Origin of the sequence: Paraburkholderia phytofirmans, assembly GCF_046028095.1 — a bacterium.
Classification (GTDB): Bacteria; Pseudomonadota; Gammaproteobacteria; order Burkholderiales; family Burkholderiaceae; genus Paraburkholderia; species Paraburkholderia phytofirmans_A.
In genome coordinates this window covers 532,590-550,098 of record NZ_JAQQDJ010000002.1, presented here as the reverse complement: position 1 = coordinate 550,098, position 17,509 = coordinate 532,590, and the positions used below count along the sequence as shown (strand labels likewise).

The following is a 17,509-nucleotide window of genomic DNA, read 5'->3' as shown; positions in this document are numbered from 1 at the left end:
GATTGGCTGAACCCCTTGCAGTGCATCCGCTCGTTAATCGCCCGGGGCGTAACTCCGGGTTGCGGCGATCTCGCGCGCGTGGCAACGCCTTTGCGGCGAGCTTACGCAAACAAAACAATCGCGCGACAATCGCGGCATAGGTCGCCTATCGGGAGGGAGCCGCTTCATGGGGGGCAACGTCGTCGTGCAGGCCATCGCCGCGGTGCTGGCGCTGGCGCTCTATTTCCTGCCGGCCGTAGTGGCGGACCGGCGCAAGCGTCATGACGTGCTGACGCTGGCGCTCTTCAACGCCTGTCTCGGCTGGACCGTGTTCGGCTGGCTGCTCGCGCTCTACTGGTCGTTGCAACCGAACCCGCCGAAGAACATCGCGGGCGAGGTCGTGGAGACGCGCAAGATCGTGAGGATGCGGGCGTTTTCGTCCGCGCTGCTGGTGCGCGTGCAACGTCGCGCGAGCGCGCGGGATCGCTCGGACAAGTAAATCAGGCGTGGTGTGGCGAGGCGGAACAGGGCTGGTCGGCTAAGGTCGCGGCCGACCATTGCTGCGGGCCGTTCAGGCCGCGCGGCTCATGCGGTTCCACAAGACGGAACCAGCGGGAATGGAGCGCGGCTCGACGCGCACGCTCGCGGGTGAAAACATCTCGCGGCGCAGTTCGCCGTGTTCATCAAACCATTCGCAAATCAGCCAGTCGCCGGGATTGAGCGCCACCGGGCCTGCGTAGGTGACCGTCATGCGCGAGCCGCCTTCCTTCAAGGTGACGACGTCGCCGACATTGAACTGGGCGGTAAGCGGTGTCTGGAATGCGTCAATGGTAGCGGTCAGCATATTCAACCCCCTACGGAACCGTTGTACGGTATTTAAGTCATTGCGCCGGATTTTTCGACTTTGGACCTGCTGAAAGAAAACGCTGAAAAGGTCAGGCAAGATTAACAATCGAAATTAATGGCTGCAAGCATTTTTAATTGATACCGTTTTCATCGGCAGTGGAATGGTTTCCACCGCCGGCTGTGGAAGGGTAAAAACCGGGAAAACCCTCAAATGCGCCGTCAGGCCGACGCTTCATGCCGCACTGCACGATCGCAGGAGTTACTCCGGAACGCCTGCGCCGCAAGTCGAAAATGCGATCGCGGTTTCGTCATATCTAATGCGCCAGCAGACAGATATTCAGGGTTTATTCCGACCCGCCATAGCAGAATTACCTGTGAATAACGAACTCACCGGTAAATGCGAATTGCTTGAAATCGGTCTCGTTAAAAAAATGCCTAATAACTTCGGCAACTTTGTTGAAAACGATTGCCGTCGCCGGATTTTCAAACCGGCTGCGCGGCGCGGCGCAACGCGAGTTGCTGGTGCCGCACGAGCAGCACACTCAAGCCGATGCATACGAACATCAGCAGCGCGTTGATGGCGAGGCTGATCTGGAACGCGTGCGCGTAGTCGCCCGGTGCCGCGCGGCCGCCGATCGCGCCGAAGAACGCACCGCTGATGGCCGCCGTGCCGAATGCCGAGCCGATCTGCAGCGTCGACGACACCACGCCGGAAGCAAGCCCGGCTTTCTCCGGCACCACCTCGAGCAACACGGTGCGCATGATCGACGGCAGCAGCAGGCCATGACCGACGCCCGCGCACACCAGTCCGCAATAGAAAAGCAGATCCGGCGTGGCCGACTGGGTGGCGGACCAGCCCGTGACCGTGAAGCCGACCGTCATCATCGAAAAACCGAGCGTAAGCACATGGCCACCGATGCGCTTGACCACCGCCGGCGAGGTCAGCGGCCCGACGACGAAACCGATCGCGAACGGCATGATCGCCATGCCCGAGGCGAGCGGCGTCCAGTGCAAGCCGGTTTGCAGGAAGATCCCGTAGGTGAGGAAAAACGCGCTATTGCAGTAGAACAGGAAGGCGAGCACGAGACCTAGCGCGAAGGCCCGGTTGCGGAACAATTGCAGGTCCACCAGCGGATGGCCGCCGCCGCGCTCCACGCGTTGCTCGGTCATCACGAAGAGCGCGAACGCCGGCACGGCAAGCGCGAACATCACGAAGGTCCACGCCGGCCAGCCCGCTTCGCGGCCGTGCGTCATCGGGTAGATGACCAGCAGCAGCACGGCGGACAGCAGCGCCACGCCCTTCACGTCGATGCCGGTTCGCGTGGCCGGCTGATTTTCCGGCACGAACTTCCATGTGCCGAGAAACGCGGCGATGCCGATCGGAATGTTGATCAGAAAGATGATGCGCCAGTCGAGCCCGAACGGGCGATACGTGATCAGCGCGCCGCCGCCCAACTGACCGACGATCGACGACAAGCCGAACACGAAACCATACAGGCTCATCACCTTGGTCTGCTGATGCAGCGGCACGACCGCGCGAATCGTGGCAAGCACTTGCGGCGCCATGACGGCGGCGGCGATGCCCTGCACGATCCGCGAGATCACCAGCATGTGCCCGCTGGTCGCGAAGCCGCACAGCGCCGAGGCGACCACGAACGCCGCCATGCCCGTCATGAACATGCGGCGGCGGCCGAACAGGTCGCCGAGCCGCCCGCCCGTGATCAGCAGCACCGCGTACGCCGACGCATAGGCGGAAACGACGAGTTGCAATTGCGCGTCGGTGGCGTTCAGGCCGGTGTGAATCGAGGGCAGCGCGAGATTGACGATGAAGTAGTCGAGCGGCGCAAGGAAAGCGCCGACGAACAGCACCGCCAGCGCAAGCCCTTGCCGTTCGAAGCGCGGCTGGGTCTTGTCGGCCGAAGTTTCCACGCCGTTTGCCACGCCCTTTGCCGAACCCGTTGCCAGACTCGCGGCCGCAGTGCCAGGACAGATCACCGCTGAGGCTGCGGCGCCTTGAGGTCCAACGAATGCCGCCGGAGCGGACTTGATCGCTTCGCTTTTCATGACTGATCGTTCAAAAATTCGGCAAAAAAATTTAGACGAGCGCGCGCATGGCGACGTCCACGATTCCGGTCAGCGCGTCTTCTTTGTGGGCGACCCGCCCCAGCACGCGCAGACCTTGCATGACGCAGAGCAGAAAATCGCCGACGGCTTTTTCGTCGAGCGTGGAGTTGAAGGCGCCGCTCGCCTGCCCGCGTATCACCGACGCCGCCAGCAGCGTGGCCATGCGGCGCTGGATCGCGGCGACGCGGGTGCGCAGTTCTTCGTCGCCCGGTTGCATTTCAAGCGTGGTGTTGGTGATGAAACAGCTACGCTCGCCGGTCAGGGCGCACGCGACCCGCGCGTAATGCAGCAAAGCGTTGCGCAGCGACTCTTCCGGCGGCACGGGTGCATTCAGCCGTTCGGCGAGCCGCGCGACCGACCCTTCCGCGTAGTGATCCAGCGCGGCCAGCATGATGCCGTGCTTGTCGCCGAACACGCCGTACAGGCTGCCGCGCAGCAGACCGGTGGCTTTGCACAGGTCGTCGATCGAGGTGGCGTGGTAGCCGTGGTTCCAGAACACCTGGCTCGCGCTCGCCAATACCGTGTCCGTGTCGAACTCGCGCGGCCGGCCCCGCGAGCAGACCTCGCCGGCTTTCTTCGCGGATTGTTTCGAATCGCCTGATTGCTTCATGCAGCGGATATTATGACTAACCGTTCAAGAAAGCAAGACGAGTTTCCGTAGGAGGCAGTGCAAAGGTGCGTCCAGAACGCGCCATGGCGGAAATTCGTGCGGTGCAGTACAACGGTTAAAACCGCGTCGGCACTTTCGTTTTCCCCTATGAGTTCGACGACTGCTGCGCGACCGCACAACGGAGGTCAGGATGGCGACGACGAAAGACATTCCCACGATCGGTCTCGCCCTCCAGGGCGGCGGCGCGCACGCGGCGTTCACGTGGGGCGTGCTCGACCGCCTGCTCGACGAAGCCGGGCGCGGAAAGCTGTCGATTCTCGCGATCAGCGGCGCGAGCGGCGGAGCGCTCAACGCCGCGGCCTGCACGTACGGCCTGAGCAGAAGTCCGACCGATGCCAAACGGGCGCTCGAACAACTCTGGACGCTGGTCGGCGCCGCGTCGAAATGGCAGCCGTTCTACAACTTCCCCACGAATCTGCTGAAGTCGCCCGAGCGCTGGAATGTGGATCTCAATCCGGTAGTGCTCGCCCAAAGCATGCTCGAGCCGTTGAGTTCTCCGTACGCAATGCCGTGGCTGACCAATTCGCTCGGCTCCATCATGGAAACGGTGATACCGGATTTCGGGGTCGTCAATCATCCGAAAGACGCCGTGCCCCAACTCTACGTGGCGGCGACCAACGTCAACCTGACCGCGCTGCGTATCTTCGGGCCGGGCGAAATTTCAGCGAAGGCGCTGATGGCCTCCGCCTGCTTTCCCACGCTCTTCGAGGCGGTGAAAATCGACGGCGAGTTCTATTGGGACGGCGGCTACCTGGCCAATCCGGCACTCGCTCCGCTCGTCGACTGGGCCGACGACATCCTGAGCGTTCTCATCGATCCGCTCTGCACGAAGCATGGGCCGCCCGAGCGCCCCAGCGAGATCAACAACCGGATCAACGAAATCAGCTTCGGCGCGTCGTGGGTCGCGGAAGTCCGTCAGATCCAGTTGATCAACGAACTCGCCGCCGAAAACCCTGGCCTCGAGCACCACGGAAAGCCGTACTTGCCCAAGCGCTTTCACGTGATTCGCGCCGACCGCTTCATGGACGAAATCGGCGCGGCATCGAAGAACACGCCCTCCATCGAATTTTTCCGCGCGTTGCGCGAGGCGGGCCACGCCGCCGCCGACACATGGGTGCGCGATTGCCTGCCGAGCGTCGGCAAGACCTCCACTTTCGATCTCGACAAGCTCGTGAGGAACCGGGTCAAAGGAACGCCTGCCGCGATGCGCACCGTTCAGCAGGCCGAGGGTAAAACGGTTTGAGGCGGCTTATCTGATCGAGCCGGAGGAAGGCGGCTCGTCTTCGCGCCAAGGCTTTGCTTCGTAGCGCTGCGAGAAGGCCAAGGTGCGACGGCATAGGCGTCCCGCTCCAAGGCCGGCAAACAAAAACCGGCGCAGGGTTTGACCCGTACGCCGGCTTTATCGCTTGTCAATCACCACGGAAAATCCCGAACTCAGGTTTCGAGCTTCGCGTCCATCGTAATCGTGGCGTTCAACACTTTCGACACCGGGCAACCGGCCTTGGCGTCGGCGGTCGCTTTGTCGAAGGCCGCTTTGTCGCCGCCGGGGATTTTCACGGCCACGTCGAGATGCACCGCGGTGATCGCGAAACCGCCGCCGTCCTTGTCGAGCGTGACGGTGGCCGTCGTGCCGATGCGTTCGGGCGTAATGCCGGCCTTGCCCAGTTCCGCCGACAGCGCCATCGAGAAACACCCCGCATGCGCAGCCGCAATCAGCTCTTCCGGATTCGTGCCGATGCCGTCCGCGAAGCGTGTCGAAAACGAGTATTGGGTCTCCTTGAGGACGCCGCTGTCGGTGGAAATCGAGCCCTTGCCGTCTTGCAGGCCGCCTTGCCAGACTGCTGATGCCTTGCGCTTCATCGCTCTCTCCTGTTTGTGCCTGCTTCGCGCGCTGCACGACCGAATCTGATGCCTGCCGCAATGGTCCCGCCCGGGTGGTTTGCGGTTTGGGCATCGGTCGCGAGTGTCGCGCGGCGTCGCCGGCGCGGGCGTGGACCGAACTTCATCATAGGCGCTTCCGTGTGCCAGCGTCGTGACGATGCCGGCAATCGGCCAAACAGAAGCCGCCTCGGAAACTATTTCAGTAACGGTAATAATCTTTACCTCGAAAGCGGCTTTTTCACCGACCTCGTAAGAAATAGATTCGCCTCAACGGATCGGCACACAGCACTCAACCGATCTCACCAACACTCGAATACTGGAGGTCATCATGAAATCGCTTATTTCCGCAATCGTTATCGCTTCGGCGCTGATCGTCCCGGCTGTTTCGTTCGCCCAGCAGGCGAATGGTCCGGTGAGCCGCGCGCAAGTGCGCGCCGAACTGGTTGCCGCGCAAAAAGCGGGCCTCCTGAACCAGAACGACACCGACTATCCGAAGACCGCGCCGCAAAGTGCCACGACCGTGGCCGCCGTGGCGCAGGGTTCGCAGGACGTCGGCGGCGTCAAGGCGGTTTCGTCGGATGCCGGCGCGCGGGATTCGGTGCAGCAGGGCCTGTTCTCGACGTATCGCGGTCAGTAAGCCGGTAAGCCGCACGGTTCGCGGTGTGGCTCTTATCGATGCAGGTAGTGGACGGAAGGTGAAGCTGTAGTCGCAGTAAAAAAGCGCCCCGATTTGCGAAGTTCGTAAATCGGGGCGCTTTGCATTGTGCGTACTGTGCGGCGGAAAAGTGGGGCGACTGTCGTACAAGAGGCGGCGTTCGATGCCGAGTCCGGCCACGCCGAAGCTGCCTCTCGCAGCACGCGCGCATTTGCACAACGGCGCCGCCATAACTGCCCGCCTATTCAGCGAACGGCAAGCTCTCCTGCCCGAGCGCGCGCATGCCGAACACGTTCAGCGTCATGGCCACCAACGCGTAATAGCCGAGCAGACCCACCAGGTTGATGACCACCTGATGCCCGAAGCGTTCGACCGCCTTCGCATAGATCGCGTCCGAAACGCGCCTGGTGTCGTACAGCTCGCTCGCGAAGTCGTGGATCAACGCGTCGTCGGCGTCCGCGAAATCCGGGCGCTTTCCTTGGCGAATCGTCTCGGCATCCGCTTCGGACACACCGGCTTGCAACGCGATCGGATAGTGGATGTACCACTCCGCCTGCGCCTGCCAGCGCACCGCGGTCACCAGAATCGCCAGCTCCGACAAGCGCAGCGGCAAACCCGTCCGATAACGGCAGAACGCGCCCAGACGTTGCGCCTGCTGCGCCAGTTCCGGACTATGAATCCAGCCGAGAAACGGCCCGTTCAGATTGCCGCGCGGGCCGGACAGAATTTCGTCGAGCACCGCCTTCTGTTCGGGCGTGGCGGCGGACGGGTCGAAGTGAGGCAAACGCTCGGTCATGATCGTTCTCTTGAGTGATGGTGTCGGAATGTTCAAACGGCGGCGAGCGCGCCGCTAACCGCATCCGCGAACCGGCTGACGATCTCGTCGATGTCGCGCCCGGTGCAGATGAACGGCGGCGCCAGCAGCACATGATCGCCGATCTGGCCGTCGACGGTGCCGCCCATCGGATACACCATCAAACCACGCGCGAACGCCTCGCGCCGGATCGCCGCGTGCAGCTTGAGCCGGGCGTCGAACGGCGCTTTGCTCGCACGGTCCTTGACCAGCTCGACGCCGACGAACAGCCCCCGGCCGCGCACGTCGCCGATATGCGGATGCTGCGCGTAATGCTCGCGTAGTTGGCCACGCAACTGTTCGCCGCGCGCCAGCACGTTGGGCAGAAGTTTGTCTTCCTCGATCACGCGCTGCACTTCGAGCGCCGCAGCGCAAGCGGTGGCGTGGCCGATATAGGTATGGCCATGCTGAAAGAACCCCGAGCCGCCGACGATCGCCTGATAGATCCGGTCGCTCACGAGCGTCGCGCCGATCGGCTGATACCCCGCGCCGAGCCCTTTGGCGATGGTCAGGATGTCCGGCGCCACGCCGTCTTCCTCGCAGGCGTACAGGTAGCCGGTGCGGCCCATGCCCGACATGATCTCGTCGAGAATCAGCAGCACGCCGTAGCGATCGCACACCGCGCGAATCTTGCGGAAGTACTCGCGCACCGGCGGCACGGCGCCGGCCGTCGCGCCGACCACCGTTTCCGCGACGAAGGCCGCGACCGTATCCGCGCCGAGTTCGAGAATCTTTTGTTCGAGTTCATCGGCGAGACGCTGCGCGAAAGTCTCTTCGGTTTCGTCGGCGCGCTGCTCGCGATACGCGTAACACGGACTCACGTGATGCGCTTCGATCAGAATCGGCAGGAACGGCTCGCGGCGCCATGCATTGCCGCCGATCGCCAGAGCGCCGAGCGTGTTGCCGTGATAACTCTGCCGACGCGCGATGAAATGGCGGCGCTGCGGCTCGCCCTTCTCCACGAAATACTGGCGCGCGAGTTTCAGCGCAGCCTCGATTGCCTCCGAACCGCCCGACACGAAATACACGTGTTCGAGCCCCTGCGGCGCGCTCGCGACCAGCCGGTCGGCGAGTTCTTCGGCAGGCGCGGTGGTGAAAAACGACGTGTGCGCATACGGCAACTGCTGCGCTTGCCGTTTGATCGCGTCAATCACGCGCTGGTTGCTGTGACCGAGACACGAGACGGCGGCGCCGCCGGACGCGTCGATATAGCGCTTGCCGGTGGAATCGATGATCTCGATGCCGTCGCCCGCGACGGCAACCGGCAGCGCCTGTTTGGGCGATCGATGAAAAACGGTGGACATGGTGTTTCGGTTTCCTGTGATGGCGGCAAGCGCTCAAGCGCCGGCTCGTTCATGCTTCGACGCCACCGCTCGCACTACCTCAACAATCGGTACGTATTTATACGTTAAAACAACATTTGTTGTCAAACGATGTAACGCCGATCCAGATCGAGCGGTCCTGCTTTCACACAAGACCTCGGCCAATCAGACAGGAATGTTCAAGGCACGTATGCGCCCTTCGCATGCAGCGACTGCTCCGCGATGGCGAGCTGTTCGACCGCACCCGCGCCTTCCAGCGCGAGCAGATGCGCGACCAGCGACTCGGCCAGCGCCGTAGCCGCCACCAGCGACGGAAAGAAGGAAGGACTCTCGTGCGAGAAGATCAGCACCTTGTCGGCGTTCAAGGCGATCGGCGAGACGGCGCTGTCGGTGATGGCAATCAGCTTGCTGCCCTTTTCCAGCGCGGCTTCGGCCACGCGCGCGGCCTCCACCGAATACGGCGCGAAACTGATCACGATGGTCGCGCTGTCACGCTCGATGGTGCGCAATTGCATTTCCAGCGTGCCGGCCTCGCCGTTGAGCAAGGACACCGACGAACGGAACAGCCGGTAACCGTACACGAGACCGAACGCCACCGCGTAACAGGAGCGAAAGCCGGCCACATGCACATGCGGCGCGCGCCGCAACAAACGCGCGGCTTCCACGATCACGCGGCCGTTATGCGCGGCGGTGACCTCGAGATTGTGCTGCTGCGCGACCAGCAGGTCGTTCGCCAGCGCGTCTTTCGATTTGACGAGCGAACGGGCGCGGCTCGTGAGCGGCTCGGGCCGCGTGCGCACGCGCGCCACGAACAGGTTACGCAATTCGTTCCAGCCGGGGAAACCGAGTTGCTGCGACAGGCGCACCAGCGAAGCCGGTTGCACCTGCGCCCTTTCCGCCACTTTGCGCATGGACGAGACCGCGACCTCGTCGGGATGATCGAGCAGGAAACCCGCTCCCATCTGGAACTGCGGACTCAGTTCGGAAAAGCGCGCCCGGATCAGGGCGGCGAGCTGGTCGAAACTGTCTGGCATGCGGAGGTACCGGGCGAACGGTCGATAAGGATGACAACAAATGTTACCACCCGGCACCTCGCATCCAACAGCAGTTCCGGCAGGCTCGGCGCGCTTTCAGCGCCTGTTTAAAGAAGCGCGATCACCCGCACGTCGCCCTGCTCCGCCGAGGCCACGACCTTATCGCCGATGCGTCGGAACGTGATCGACACCGAGGCATCCCCAACCCGCAGATCACCCACTTCGAGCCAGTCGATGCCTTCGGGCAGCATCGGCTGCTCGATCAGCACTTCGCGCCGCTCGGCGTCGATCGTGATGCCCAGACATGCTTCGAGCATCATGAACGGCGAGCCTGCCGCCCATGCTTGCGGCAGACAGGCGACCGGATACGCGGTGGGCGGCTCGCCGCGCCGCCGTGGGAAGCCGCAGAAGAGTTCAGGCAAGCGCATGTCGAAGTTGACCGCCGCCTGGAACAGCGCCTGCAACAGACGCACCGCCGCCGCCTTGCCGCCATAGCGCGACAGGCCGCGCGCGCAGAGCGCGTTGTCGTGCGGCCAGACTGAGCCGTTGTGATACGCCATGGGGTTGAAACGCGACTGGCTCGCGGCCAGCGTGCGCACGCCCCAGCCGGTGTGGAACAGCGTGGAGTCGAGCGCGCGCACCACCGATTCGCCACGCTCGCGCGAAGGCAGACCGAAGGCCAGCAGGTGTCCCGCGTTCGAGGCCATCACGCGGCACAGTTCGCCGTGTCCGTCGAGCGCGATGCCATAGAAGCCGGCCTCTTTCATCCAGTACTTTTCTTCGACGCACTCGCGGATTTTCTTCGCGCGCTCGCTGTATTGCGCCGCTGCGTCATGCAGGCCGCGCAGCTTCGCGAAGTGCGCCATGGTGTCGAAGGCGGCGCTCGCATAGGCTTGCACTTCGACGAGCGCAATCGGGCCGTCGGGGAAGCGGCCGTCGGCGTGAAAGACGGAGTCGTGGCTGTCCTTCCAGCCTTGATTCGCGAGACCGCCATCGGACTCGCGCTGATAGTCCAGCAGGCCGTAGCGATTCTTGTCGCACACGCCCGCGACCCACTGCGCCGCGCGCTCCAGCGCCGGCCACAATTCGTCGATCAATGCGTGGTCGGCTGTGCGGGCCGCATAGGCCCCGGCCAGCACGATGAACAACGGCGTGGTGTCGACGCCGCCGTAGTACAGCGCGAACGGCACTTCGCCGGTGGCGGCCATTTCGCCCTTGCGCATCTCGTGCATGATCTTGCCGGGCGCGGCATCGCGAAACGGCGAGTTCTCGCGCGCCTGATGCTCGGCGAGAAAGCGCAATACGCCCGCGGCCAATTGCGGCTGCAGCCATAGCGTTTGAAGCGATGTGATGACGGCGTCGCGGCCGAACGGCGTGGAGAACCACGGAATGCCGGCGTACGGATACGGGCCGGTCACGAGGTCCGTGGTCAGCAGACCAAGGTCGGCGAGCGAGCGGTCGATCCACGCATTGAAAAGCGGATTGCTCGAACGCACGCGCGCGGTAACGCGACGGCGCTCGCGCATCACGAGGTGGGCGTCGACGAGCGCGGCGCGGACGGCCGCGCGGCCGACACGCGGACGCTCGGCGCCGATCTGCGAAAGGTGCGCTTCGCTCAATGCAAGCGTGGGCTGCGAGACGTCGGCGCTGAGCTTGTTCGATTGCGCGACGACCTGCACCGACACCGACAGATAAATCGACACGCACGCCTGAGCCGGCAGCTTGACGGTGTAGTCGGCGCGGTCAGCGAACAGTTTGTCCGGTTCGGGCGAGAAAGCGATCTGCACATTGCGCGCCACGTCATCCAGGCCCACATAGCCGAGCAGCACTTCCCGATTCTCGACGCGCGCCGGTTCGACACGGCCCTGCTTTTCGCGCTTCAGGCCACGCACTTCGAACATGTCGCGGAAGTCGCTGGCGAACGAGATGGACAGCGGCACGATGGCGTCGCTCGTGCCGTAGTTGGTGAGTTCGATGGCTTCGTTGAGCACGGTGCCCGACAGCACCCGCACGCGCTCGACGTGGATCACGCCTTCAGGCGTGCTGTCGCCGCCGAGCGGCGGCAACGGACGATTGGTCAGATGCGCGGTGAATGAAGTGTTGTCGCTGCTGACACTGCCCGACAACAGCGACGGCGCACGTCCGCCGAAAGTGAGGCGCAGTTGCGAGAGAACACGGGTGTCGTTGACGAACAGGCCGTCGTCGTGACCGGTGATATCGCCAAGCGGATCGTTGACGATGAAGGTGTCGCCCGACTTCAGCACGTGCTGAGTGGCGCTCGCCACATTGAGGTTTTCTGTCGGGATGAATACGCCGTCCGGCTCGGGTTCGCGGTGATCGATTCCGCCCGAAAGGCCGCCGAGGGCTTCTGGCTGCTGCATCAGGGTCACTCCTATGGGTTCGCTGTTGCGTTCACGCTGTTGCGTTCGGTCTATATCCGGTTGCTACCTGAGTCGCTTCCGATTGTAGAGGGTCTGTCCGCGTCAGACGAACTTATCACAGAGGAGTTTCGGTTTTTTTTCAGTGGCACAGGACGTGCAGAGGAAGGGCGCGGCGCTCCTCGTGAGAGCGCCGCGCGGGCGTGAGGCGGTGAGCGCCTCGACGCTTTAGCGCTTGGCCAGCGGCGTGGCTTCGCGTTGCGATTCGCCGACGAACAGCTGACGCGGACGGCCGATCTTCTGTTCCGGATCGGCGATCATTTCGTTCCACTGCGCAATCCAGCCGACCGTGCGCGCCATTGCGAAGATACACGTGAACATGGCAGTCGGAATACCGAGCGCGCGCTGCACGATACCCGAATAGAAGTCGACGTTCGGGTACAGCTTGCGCGACACGAAGTATTCGTCTTCCAGCGCGATCTTTTCGAGCGCCATGGCGAGCTTGAACAGCGGATCGTCGTGCAGGCCCAACTCTTCCAGCACTTCGTGGCAGGTCTCGCGCATCAGCTTCGCGCGCGGATCGTAGTTTTTGTAGACGCGGTGACCGAAGCCCATCAGCTTCACGCCGGAATCCTTGTCCTTCACCTTCGCGATGAATTCGGGGATGTTGTCCACCGAGCCGATTTCTTCCAGCATGTTCAGCGCGGCTTCATTCGCGCCGCCATGCGCCGGGCCCCACAAACATGCGATACCGGCTGCGATACACGCGAACGGATTCGCGCCCGACGAACCGGCGAGACGCACGGTCGAGGTCGATGCATTCTGTTCGTGGTCCGCATGCAGGATCAGGATACGGTCCAGCGCGCGCACCAGCACGTCGTTGACCTTGTACTCTTCCGCCGGGTTCGAGAACATCATGCGCATGAAATTCGCGCTGTACGACAGGTCGTTCTTCGGATAAACGAACGGCTGACCCACGGTGTATTTGTAAGCCATCGCCACCAGCGTGGGCAGCTTCGCGATCATGCGGATCGCGGAGATATCGCGGTGCAGCGGATTGCTGATGTCGAGCGAGTCGTGATAGAACGCCGACAATGCGCCGACCGCGGCGACCAGAATCGCCATCGGGTGCGCGTCGCGACGGAAGCCGCGGAAGAAGAAGTGCATCTGGTCGTGCACCATCGTATGCTGCGTGACGGTCTTGACGAACTCTTCCTTCTGCTGCGCGTTCGGCAATTCGCCCTTCAGCAGCAGGTAGCAGGTTTCGAGGAAGTCGGCGTTCTGCGCCAGATTGTCGATCGGATAACCGCGGTACAGCAGCTCGCCTTTGTCGCCGTCGATATAGGTAATTTCGGAGTTGCATGCCGCCGTCGACATGAAGCCCGGGTCGTACGTGAACTTGCCGGTCTGGCCATATAGCTTGCGGATGTCGATCACATCCGGTCCGAGCGTGCCCTGATAAATCGGCAAATCAATAGTCTGGTCGCTGTCGGAAAAGCTCAGCGTTGCGTGTGTCTTCGAGTTCATCTACACGTTCCTTTTACTTTCACATCGCACACGTGCCGGCATGCTCGATCGTCATAAGCGCGTTGGCATGCTCAGGCTCCGCTCGGCATTTTAAAGTCCCGCGGCCCTCCCATTGCGACGATTGACCGCAACAATGCATCTCGGCTGGCGCAACATTCATTAACGGTATTTCCTCCTACAAGGCTCGGCGTCGCGGGAAAATCAGCCGCCCGCCCGCCTGCGCAAACTGCCAGCAAAATGAAAGCTGAGCACTTACTGCAACAATGTTTTGCGGCAGTCAGGCTGCGAAGGCAACGGTCCATCTGCGATACTGCATTCGTGTTTTGCTTCCCCTGCGAACACATCGCTGTGTTTGGCCCGCCGTTCTGCGGCGGGCTTTTTTAATCAGCCAGAAGAACAGGAAGGACCACATGAACGCCTCGCTCGAAACGCTGTTTCCGGATCACGTCCACACCGACGAGAACATCGTCACCGCGCTGAATCACCAGGACATCGTCGTCGCGCTCTCGGCAGCGCTGAAGACGCAGGACGTGGCGGTGTTGCATATGCTCTACCCGCGTACCGACGCGCGCACGCATCGCAGCCTCGATGCGCTCGTGGATGTGCTGCATGGTCACGGCCTGCATGAAGTCGCCGATCTGATCGCGCAGGAAGCGCACTATCTGCTGTTCAAAGACCCCGTGAAAGCGTGGAAAGCGTTCCACGAAATTCGCAACGACTCGCTCGCGATCGGCGTGCATCTGTACTATCACGGCCTCGTTGGCGAAGCGGCGGAACGCGCGCTCGATAAAGACGCGCATCGCAAGGCATGAGGTCGAGCGTTTGAAGTGTTGCCGGGATCGAGCCAGCTTGCGGATCATCGCCGCGAGCGCGAGCCACCCGGCGCGGTGCTGGCGTGCATTGATTGCACGTTTATTACGCGCTCATTGCGCTCATTGCGCTCATTGCGCTCATTGCGCTCATTGCGCTCATTGCGCTCATTGCGCTCATTGCCCGCTCATTGCCTGCTCATTGCCTGCTCATTGCCTGCTCATTGCCCGCTCACTGAGCGAATGAATTCGTCGACATAGCGATTGAACGCCGACGGATGCGCGAGGTTCATTCCGTGCGATGCGCCACGCACCGTTTCGCGGCGCGCATCCGGCAGCCAGTTTTGCAGCGCGGCCGCGGTACGGCGAAACATGTCGGGACTCTTTTCTCCGTCGATCAGCAGAACCGGGCAACGCACCTCGGCGGCTTGCTCGGGAACATAGGCGGGCAACGGATCGCGGAATTGACGCGCGAGCGTGTGTGCATTGTCGGTCGCCATCCTGCGAAAACCCGGCGTGCTCATTGCCCAGAATCCGGGCCGGCTAACCGAGTCGACGAACAGTTGCAGGCCGGCCTCCACTTCACCGCTTTCGATCAGTTGCGCCGCTTTCGCGCGCAACGCATTGACCGTCTCCGGCAAACTCGCGGGCGGGCGTCCGGCAATCTGCAACGGACCACCCGGGTCGGCGAGCGTCAACGTCCGCACGTGTTGAGGATGACGCCGCGTGCAATGAAACGCCACGCAACCGCCGCGCGAATGTCCGACCACGTGCGCCGGCCCAACGCCGAACCGCTCGATGAATTCCGCCACTTCGTTCGCGTGCTCGCTCCAGCTGAACGGCAGGCCGGGCTCGGTATCGGCCGCCGGCCAGTAGTGCGTGAGACTCACCGCGACACAACGATAGTGCTTCGATAGGCCCGCCAGTTGTGGTTGCCAGTAGCGGTAGTCGCACAACGAGCCATGCACGAACAGCAGCAATTCACCCTCGCCGGCTTCAACGTAAGGCATGCGCAAACCGCTTCGCAATTCGATGAAAGATGCCGAAGAAGACGAAGCGCGCGCAGATGGATTCACGAGTAGTTACGGGTAGCGCGGCAACGCCTGAGTGCAGCGCTGTCGGCTCGACATGGAATGGGGAAAAGGAAAACGCGTAAACGTCCCTGCATCTGGGACGTGATGCGTATTGTCACATAGCCGGTCGATCGGCGTGGCAGCCTGCTTCAGTGGCCGGACGCGAGCATGTCGATAGCAGCAGCGCGGCAGCAACGCGGCAAGCGCCGCGCGCAAAATCATTCGTAAGCGAATTCGTCCAGCAGACCGGCGGCGGCCGCCGTGCCCGCGCCGCGCACCGCGCAGGTCAGCGGTTCATCGGCGACGCGCACGTCGAGGCCGATTTCGTCCGTCAGGCGGCGGCTCAGGTTGCCGAGCAGCGCACCACCGCCCGTCAGCACAATGCCGTTGTTGGCGATGTCGGTCACCAGTTCGGCCGGCGCTTCTTCGAGGCCGCGTTTGACCGCGCCGATCATCTGACGCAGCGGTCCCTCGATCGCATCGGCGATATCGTGGTTGCTCAGCTGAACCGTGCGCGGCAGGCCGTCGTCGACGCTGCGGCCGGTCGCGTTCATATGCTCGCGCGGCACGTCGCGCATGGCCGAGCCGATGCTTTTCTTGACGTGCTCAGCGGTCTGTTCGCCGAGCAGCACGCCGTACAGATTGCGCACGTAGCTCACGATCGCCATGTCGAAACTGTCGCCGCCCACGCGGATCGAGCCGCTATACGCCATGCCGCCGAGCGCGATCACGCCGACTTCCGTCGTGCCGCCGCCGATATCGACCACCATCGAACCGGTCGCCTCCGACACCGGCAAACCGGCGCCGACCGCCGACGCCAGCGATTCGCCGATCAGGCTCACCTTCCAAGCGCCGGCCGCCACGGCCGCTTCCTTGATCGCGCGGCGTTCGACCTGGGTCGCGCCGGCCGGCACGCACAAGGTGAACGCCGCGCGGCGGCTGAACAGCGGCCGAGGGCGCGCCATCTCGACGAATTGCTTGATCATGTGTTCGGCGGCGGAGAAGTTGGCGATCACGCCGTGGCGCATCGGCCGCACCGCTTCGAGGTTGATCGGCGCGCGGCCCAGCATCTGGCGCGCCTGGGTGCCGACCGCGGCGACGCGTTTCGGCCGGTCGGCGGTGTCTTTCTGGAAGCACACGACGGACGGCTGATTCAGCACGATGCCGCCGTCGTCGGTATAGATCAGGGTGTTGGCCGTGCCGAGGTCCACCGTCACGGATTGACGGAACAAGCGATCGAAAAGCGGGTAATGCGGCGTCGGTCTGGCCATAGGAAGGCTCTGATGTGTCGTTATCCGCCCGTACCGGGCAGTCTGGAAAATGCGCCCCCGGTCACCCGAGCCGCTTGGGCCGCCCTGTCGGGCGTTCCGCGGTCCGCGCGGCGGGGGTGATTTTCATGCTTATGAGCAGTTAACGGCAAGCAGATCAGAATCTTTAGCGCCGCTTTTCGAGCGGAGCGTGTCAGCCGCGCGACAAAGCGCCCAGCGCGTGTTCCAGCGCCTCCTGGCCGAGCGCGACACCGTCGGCGTTGATCGTGTGGCCAATGCCGGGCAGCGCATAGGCGTCGACGGTATAGCCGGCGCCGCTTAAGGCGTCGGCGGCGGATTCGAGTTCCTGCACCGGGATCACTTCGTCGTCCTCGCCGTGGATCAGCGTGAGCGCCGTGCCGTTTTGCGCGACGATCACCGAGGCGAGCCGCCCCGAATATGCGACCACACCGGCCGCGCCTTCCGCGCTGGTCGCCACGTGGTGCATCGCCATGATCGAGCCTTGCGAGAATCCGACCAGCGCGAGGCGCCCGAACGACACCTGCCAGTGCGCCAGTTCGGTTTCGAGCGTGCGTCGCAACGCCGGATAAGCCGCGGCGACGCGGGCCTCACGGTTGCCTTCGTTGACGTCGCGCAGGCTGAACCACTGGCGTCCGCCGAAGCCGCCGTCGAAGGCGTCGGTGCCGTCGAGCGAGGTGAAGGCCACATCGGGCAGGCTCTCGCTCCAGATGTCCGCCAGCGGCATCAGGTCGCGCGCATTGCTGCCGACGCCGTGCATCAGCACCACCAGCCCTTTGGCAGGCGCGCTCACCGGCGCGCGCCGCCAGCCGTGTTCGAATTGCTCCCAGGCCATATTGGTTCCTTTTCTCTGTCGATTCGTGAATGGTCGTCCCGCACCCGCGCTGCACGACGCGCGGCAATGGATCGCGCCGTGGCGATGCGTGCAGCCTCAGCCGCGAGCATACGCTGCCGGATTTGTTTTCGCCGCCGCCTTTGCGCGCGCCGACGACGTCCAAACGCGAATACAGGTATGCTTTTGCGAGCATTCAGCGGACCTGCGGCCTGGCGCATCGCGCGGGCATGAAACAAA

Annotated in this window: 16 protein-coding genes; 4 read left to right on the top strand and 12 right to left on the bottom strand. The window is 63.3% G+C overall.

From position 1 onward, the window contains the following. Positions 1–166: 166 nt before the first annotated feature. On the top strand, positions 167–478 hold the full coding sequence (locus PQR54_RS06985; RefSeq protein WP_408244665.1) for a superinfection immunity protein: 312 nt from the start codon (positions 167–169) through the stop codon (positions 476–478). Between the two features lie 72 nt (positions 479–550). Here the strand turns inward: PQR54_RS06985 and PQR54_RS06980 are convergent, their stop codons facing one another. The 3 genes from PQR54_RS06980 to PQR54_RS06970 all read right to left on the bottom strand — a co-directional run bounded on the left by PQR54_RS06980 (position 551) and on the right by PQR54_RS06970 (position 3,559). Further along, positions 551–823 carry a YodC family protein gene (locus PQR54_RS06980; protein ID WP_408245004.1) on the bottom strand — a complete coding sequence of 91 codons (273 nt, stop codon included), beginning with the start codon at positions 821–823 and terminating at the stop codon, positions 551–553. Positions 824–1,308: 485 nt separating this feature from the next. Continuing rightward, positions 1,309–2,889 carry an MFS transporter gene (locus PQR54_RS06975; protein ID WP_408244664.1) on the bottom strand — a complete coding sequence of 527 codons (1,581 nt, stop codon included), beginning with the start codon at positions 2,887–2,889 and terminating at the stop codon, positions 1,309–1,311. Between the two features lie 31 nt (positions 2,890–2,920). Beyond that, a complete protein-coding gene (locus tag PQR54_RS06970; RefSeq protein WP_408244663.1) occupies positions 2,921–3,559 on the bottom strand; it encodes a TetR/AcrR family transcriptional regulator in 639 nt (212 codons plus the stop codon). A 190-nt stretch (positions 3,560–3,749) separates the two neighbouring features. Here PQR54_RS06970 and PQR54_RS06965 point away from each other — a divergent pair, with 190 nt between their 5' ends. Continuing rightward, positions 3,750–4,862, top strand: a complete 1,113-nt coding sequence (locus PQR54_RS06965; RefSeq protein WP_408244662.1) for a patatin-like phospholipase family protein — start codon at positions 3,750–3,752, stop codon at positions 4,860–4,862. Positions 4,863–5,053: 191 nt separating this feature from the next. Here PQR54_RS06965 and PQR54_RS06960 read toward each other — a convergent pair whose 3' ends face one another. Next, entirely contained in the window at positions 5,054–5,479 is a 426-nt protein-coding gene (locus PQR54_RS06960) for an OsmC family protein (protein WP_012427331.1), read from the bottom strand. 349 nt (positions 5,480–5,828) lie between these two features. On the opposite strand from PQR54_RS06960, the gene PQR54_RS06955 reads away from it, so the two are divergent. Then, positions 5,829–6,137: a DUF4148 domain-containing protein gene (locus PQR54_RS06955; RefSeq protein ID WP_408244661.1), complete on the top strand. Its 309-nt coding sequence runs from the start codon at positions 5,829–5,831 to the stop codon at positions 6,135–6,137. A 259-nt stretch (positions 6,138–6,396) separates the two neighbouring features. Here the strand turns inward: PQR54_RS06955 and PQR54_RS06950 are convergent, their stop codons facing one another. From PQR54_RS06950 to gltA, 5 genes are all read right to left on the bottom strand, one after another. Continuing rightward, positions 6,397–6,951 carry a carboxymuconolactone decarboxylase family protein gene (locus tag PQR54_RS06950; protein WP_408244660.1) on the bottom strand — a complete coding sequence of 185 codons (555 nt, stop codon included), beginning with the start codon at positions 6,949–6,951 and terminating at the stop codon, positions 6,397–6,399. A 32-nt stretch (positions 6,952–6,983) separates the two neighbouring features. After that, positions 6,984–8,312 carry an aspartate aminotransferase family protein gene (locus tag PQR54_RS06945; RefSeq protein ID WP_408244659.1) on the bottom strand — a complete coding sequence of 443 codons (1,329 nt, stop codon included), beginning with the start codon at positions 8,310–8,312 and terminating at the stop codon, positions 6,984–6,986. 197 nt (positions 8,313–8,509) lie between these two features. Then, the gene (locus PQR54_RS06940; protein ID WP_408244658.1) at positions 8,510–9,364 is read right to left on the bottom strand and encodes a MurR/RpiR family transcriptional regulator; all 855 of its coding nucleotides are present in this window, start codon (positions 9,362–9,364) and stop codon (positions 8,510–8,512) included. Between the two features lie 107 nt (positions 9,365–9,471). Further along, on the bottom strand, positions 9,472–11,745 hold the full coding sequence (locus PQR54_RS06935; protein WP_408244657.1) for an amylo-alpha-1,6-glucosidase: 2,274 nt from the start codon (positions 11,743–11,745) through the stop codon (positions 9,472–9,474). A 225-nt stretch (positions 11,746–11,970) separates the two neighbouring features. Then, positions 11,971–13,269, bottom strand: a complete 1,299-nt coding sequence (gltA, locus tag PQR54_RS06930; RefSeq protein ID WP_408244656.1) for a citrate synthase — start codon at positions 13,267–13,269, stop codon at positions 11,971–11,973. Between the two features lie 410 nt (positions 13,270–13,679). On the opposite strand from gltA, the gene PQR54_RS06925 reads away from it, so the two are divergent. After that, a complete protein-coding gene (locus tag PQR54_RS06925; RefSeq protein WP_012427389.1) occupies positions 13,680–14,081 on the top strand; it encodes a hypothetical protein in 402 nt (133 codons plus the stop codon). Positions 14,082–14,299: 218 nt separating this feature from the next. Here the strand turns inward: PQR54_RS06925 and PQR54_RS06920 are convergent, their stop codons facing one another. The 3 genes from PQR54_RS06920 to PQR54_RS06910 form a co-directional block, all read right to left on the bottom strand. Further along, entirely contained in the window at positions 14,300–15,088 is a 789-nt protein-coding gene (locus PQR54_RS06920) for an alpha/beta fold hydrolase (protein WP_408244655.1), read from the bottom strand. A gap of 281 nt (positions 15,089–15,369) precedes the next feature. Beyond that, complete coding sequence (locus tag PQR54_RS06915; RefSeq protein ID WP_408244654.1) at positions 15,370–16,422, bottom strand: rod shape-determining protein; 1,053 nt, start codon at positions 16,420–16,422, stop codon at positions 15,370–15,372. Between the two features lie 190 nt (positions 16,423–16,612). Beyond that, entirely contained in the window at positions 16,613–17,272 is a 660-nt protein-coding gene (locus tag PQR54_RS06910) for an alpha/beta hydrolase (RefSeq protein WP_408244653.1), read from the bottom strand. Between the last annotated feature and the right edge of the window lie 237 nt (positions 17,273–17,509).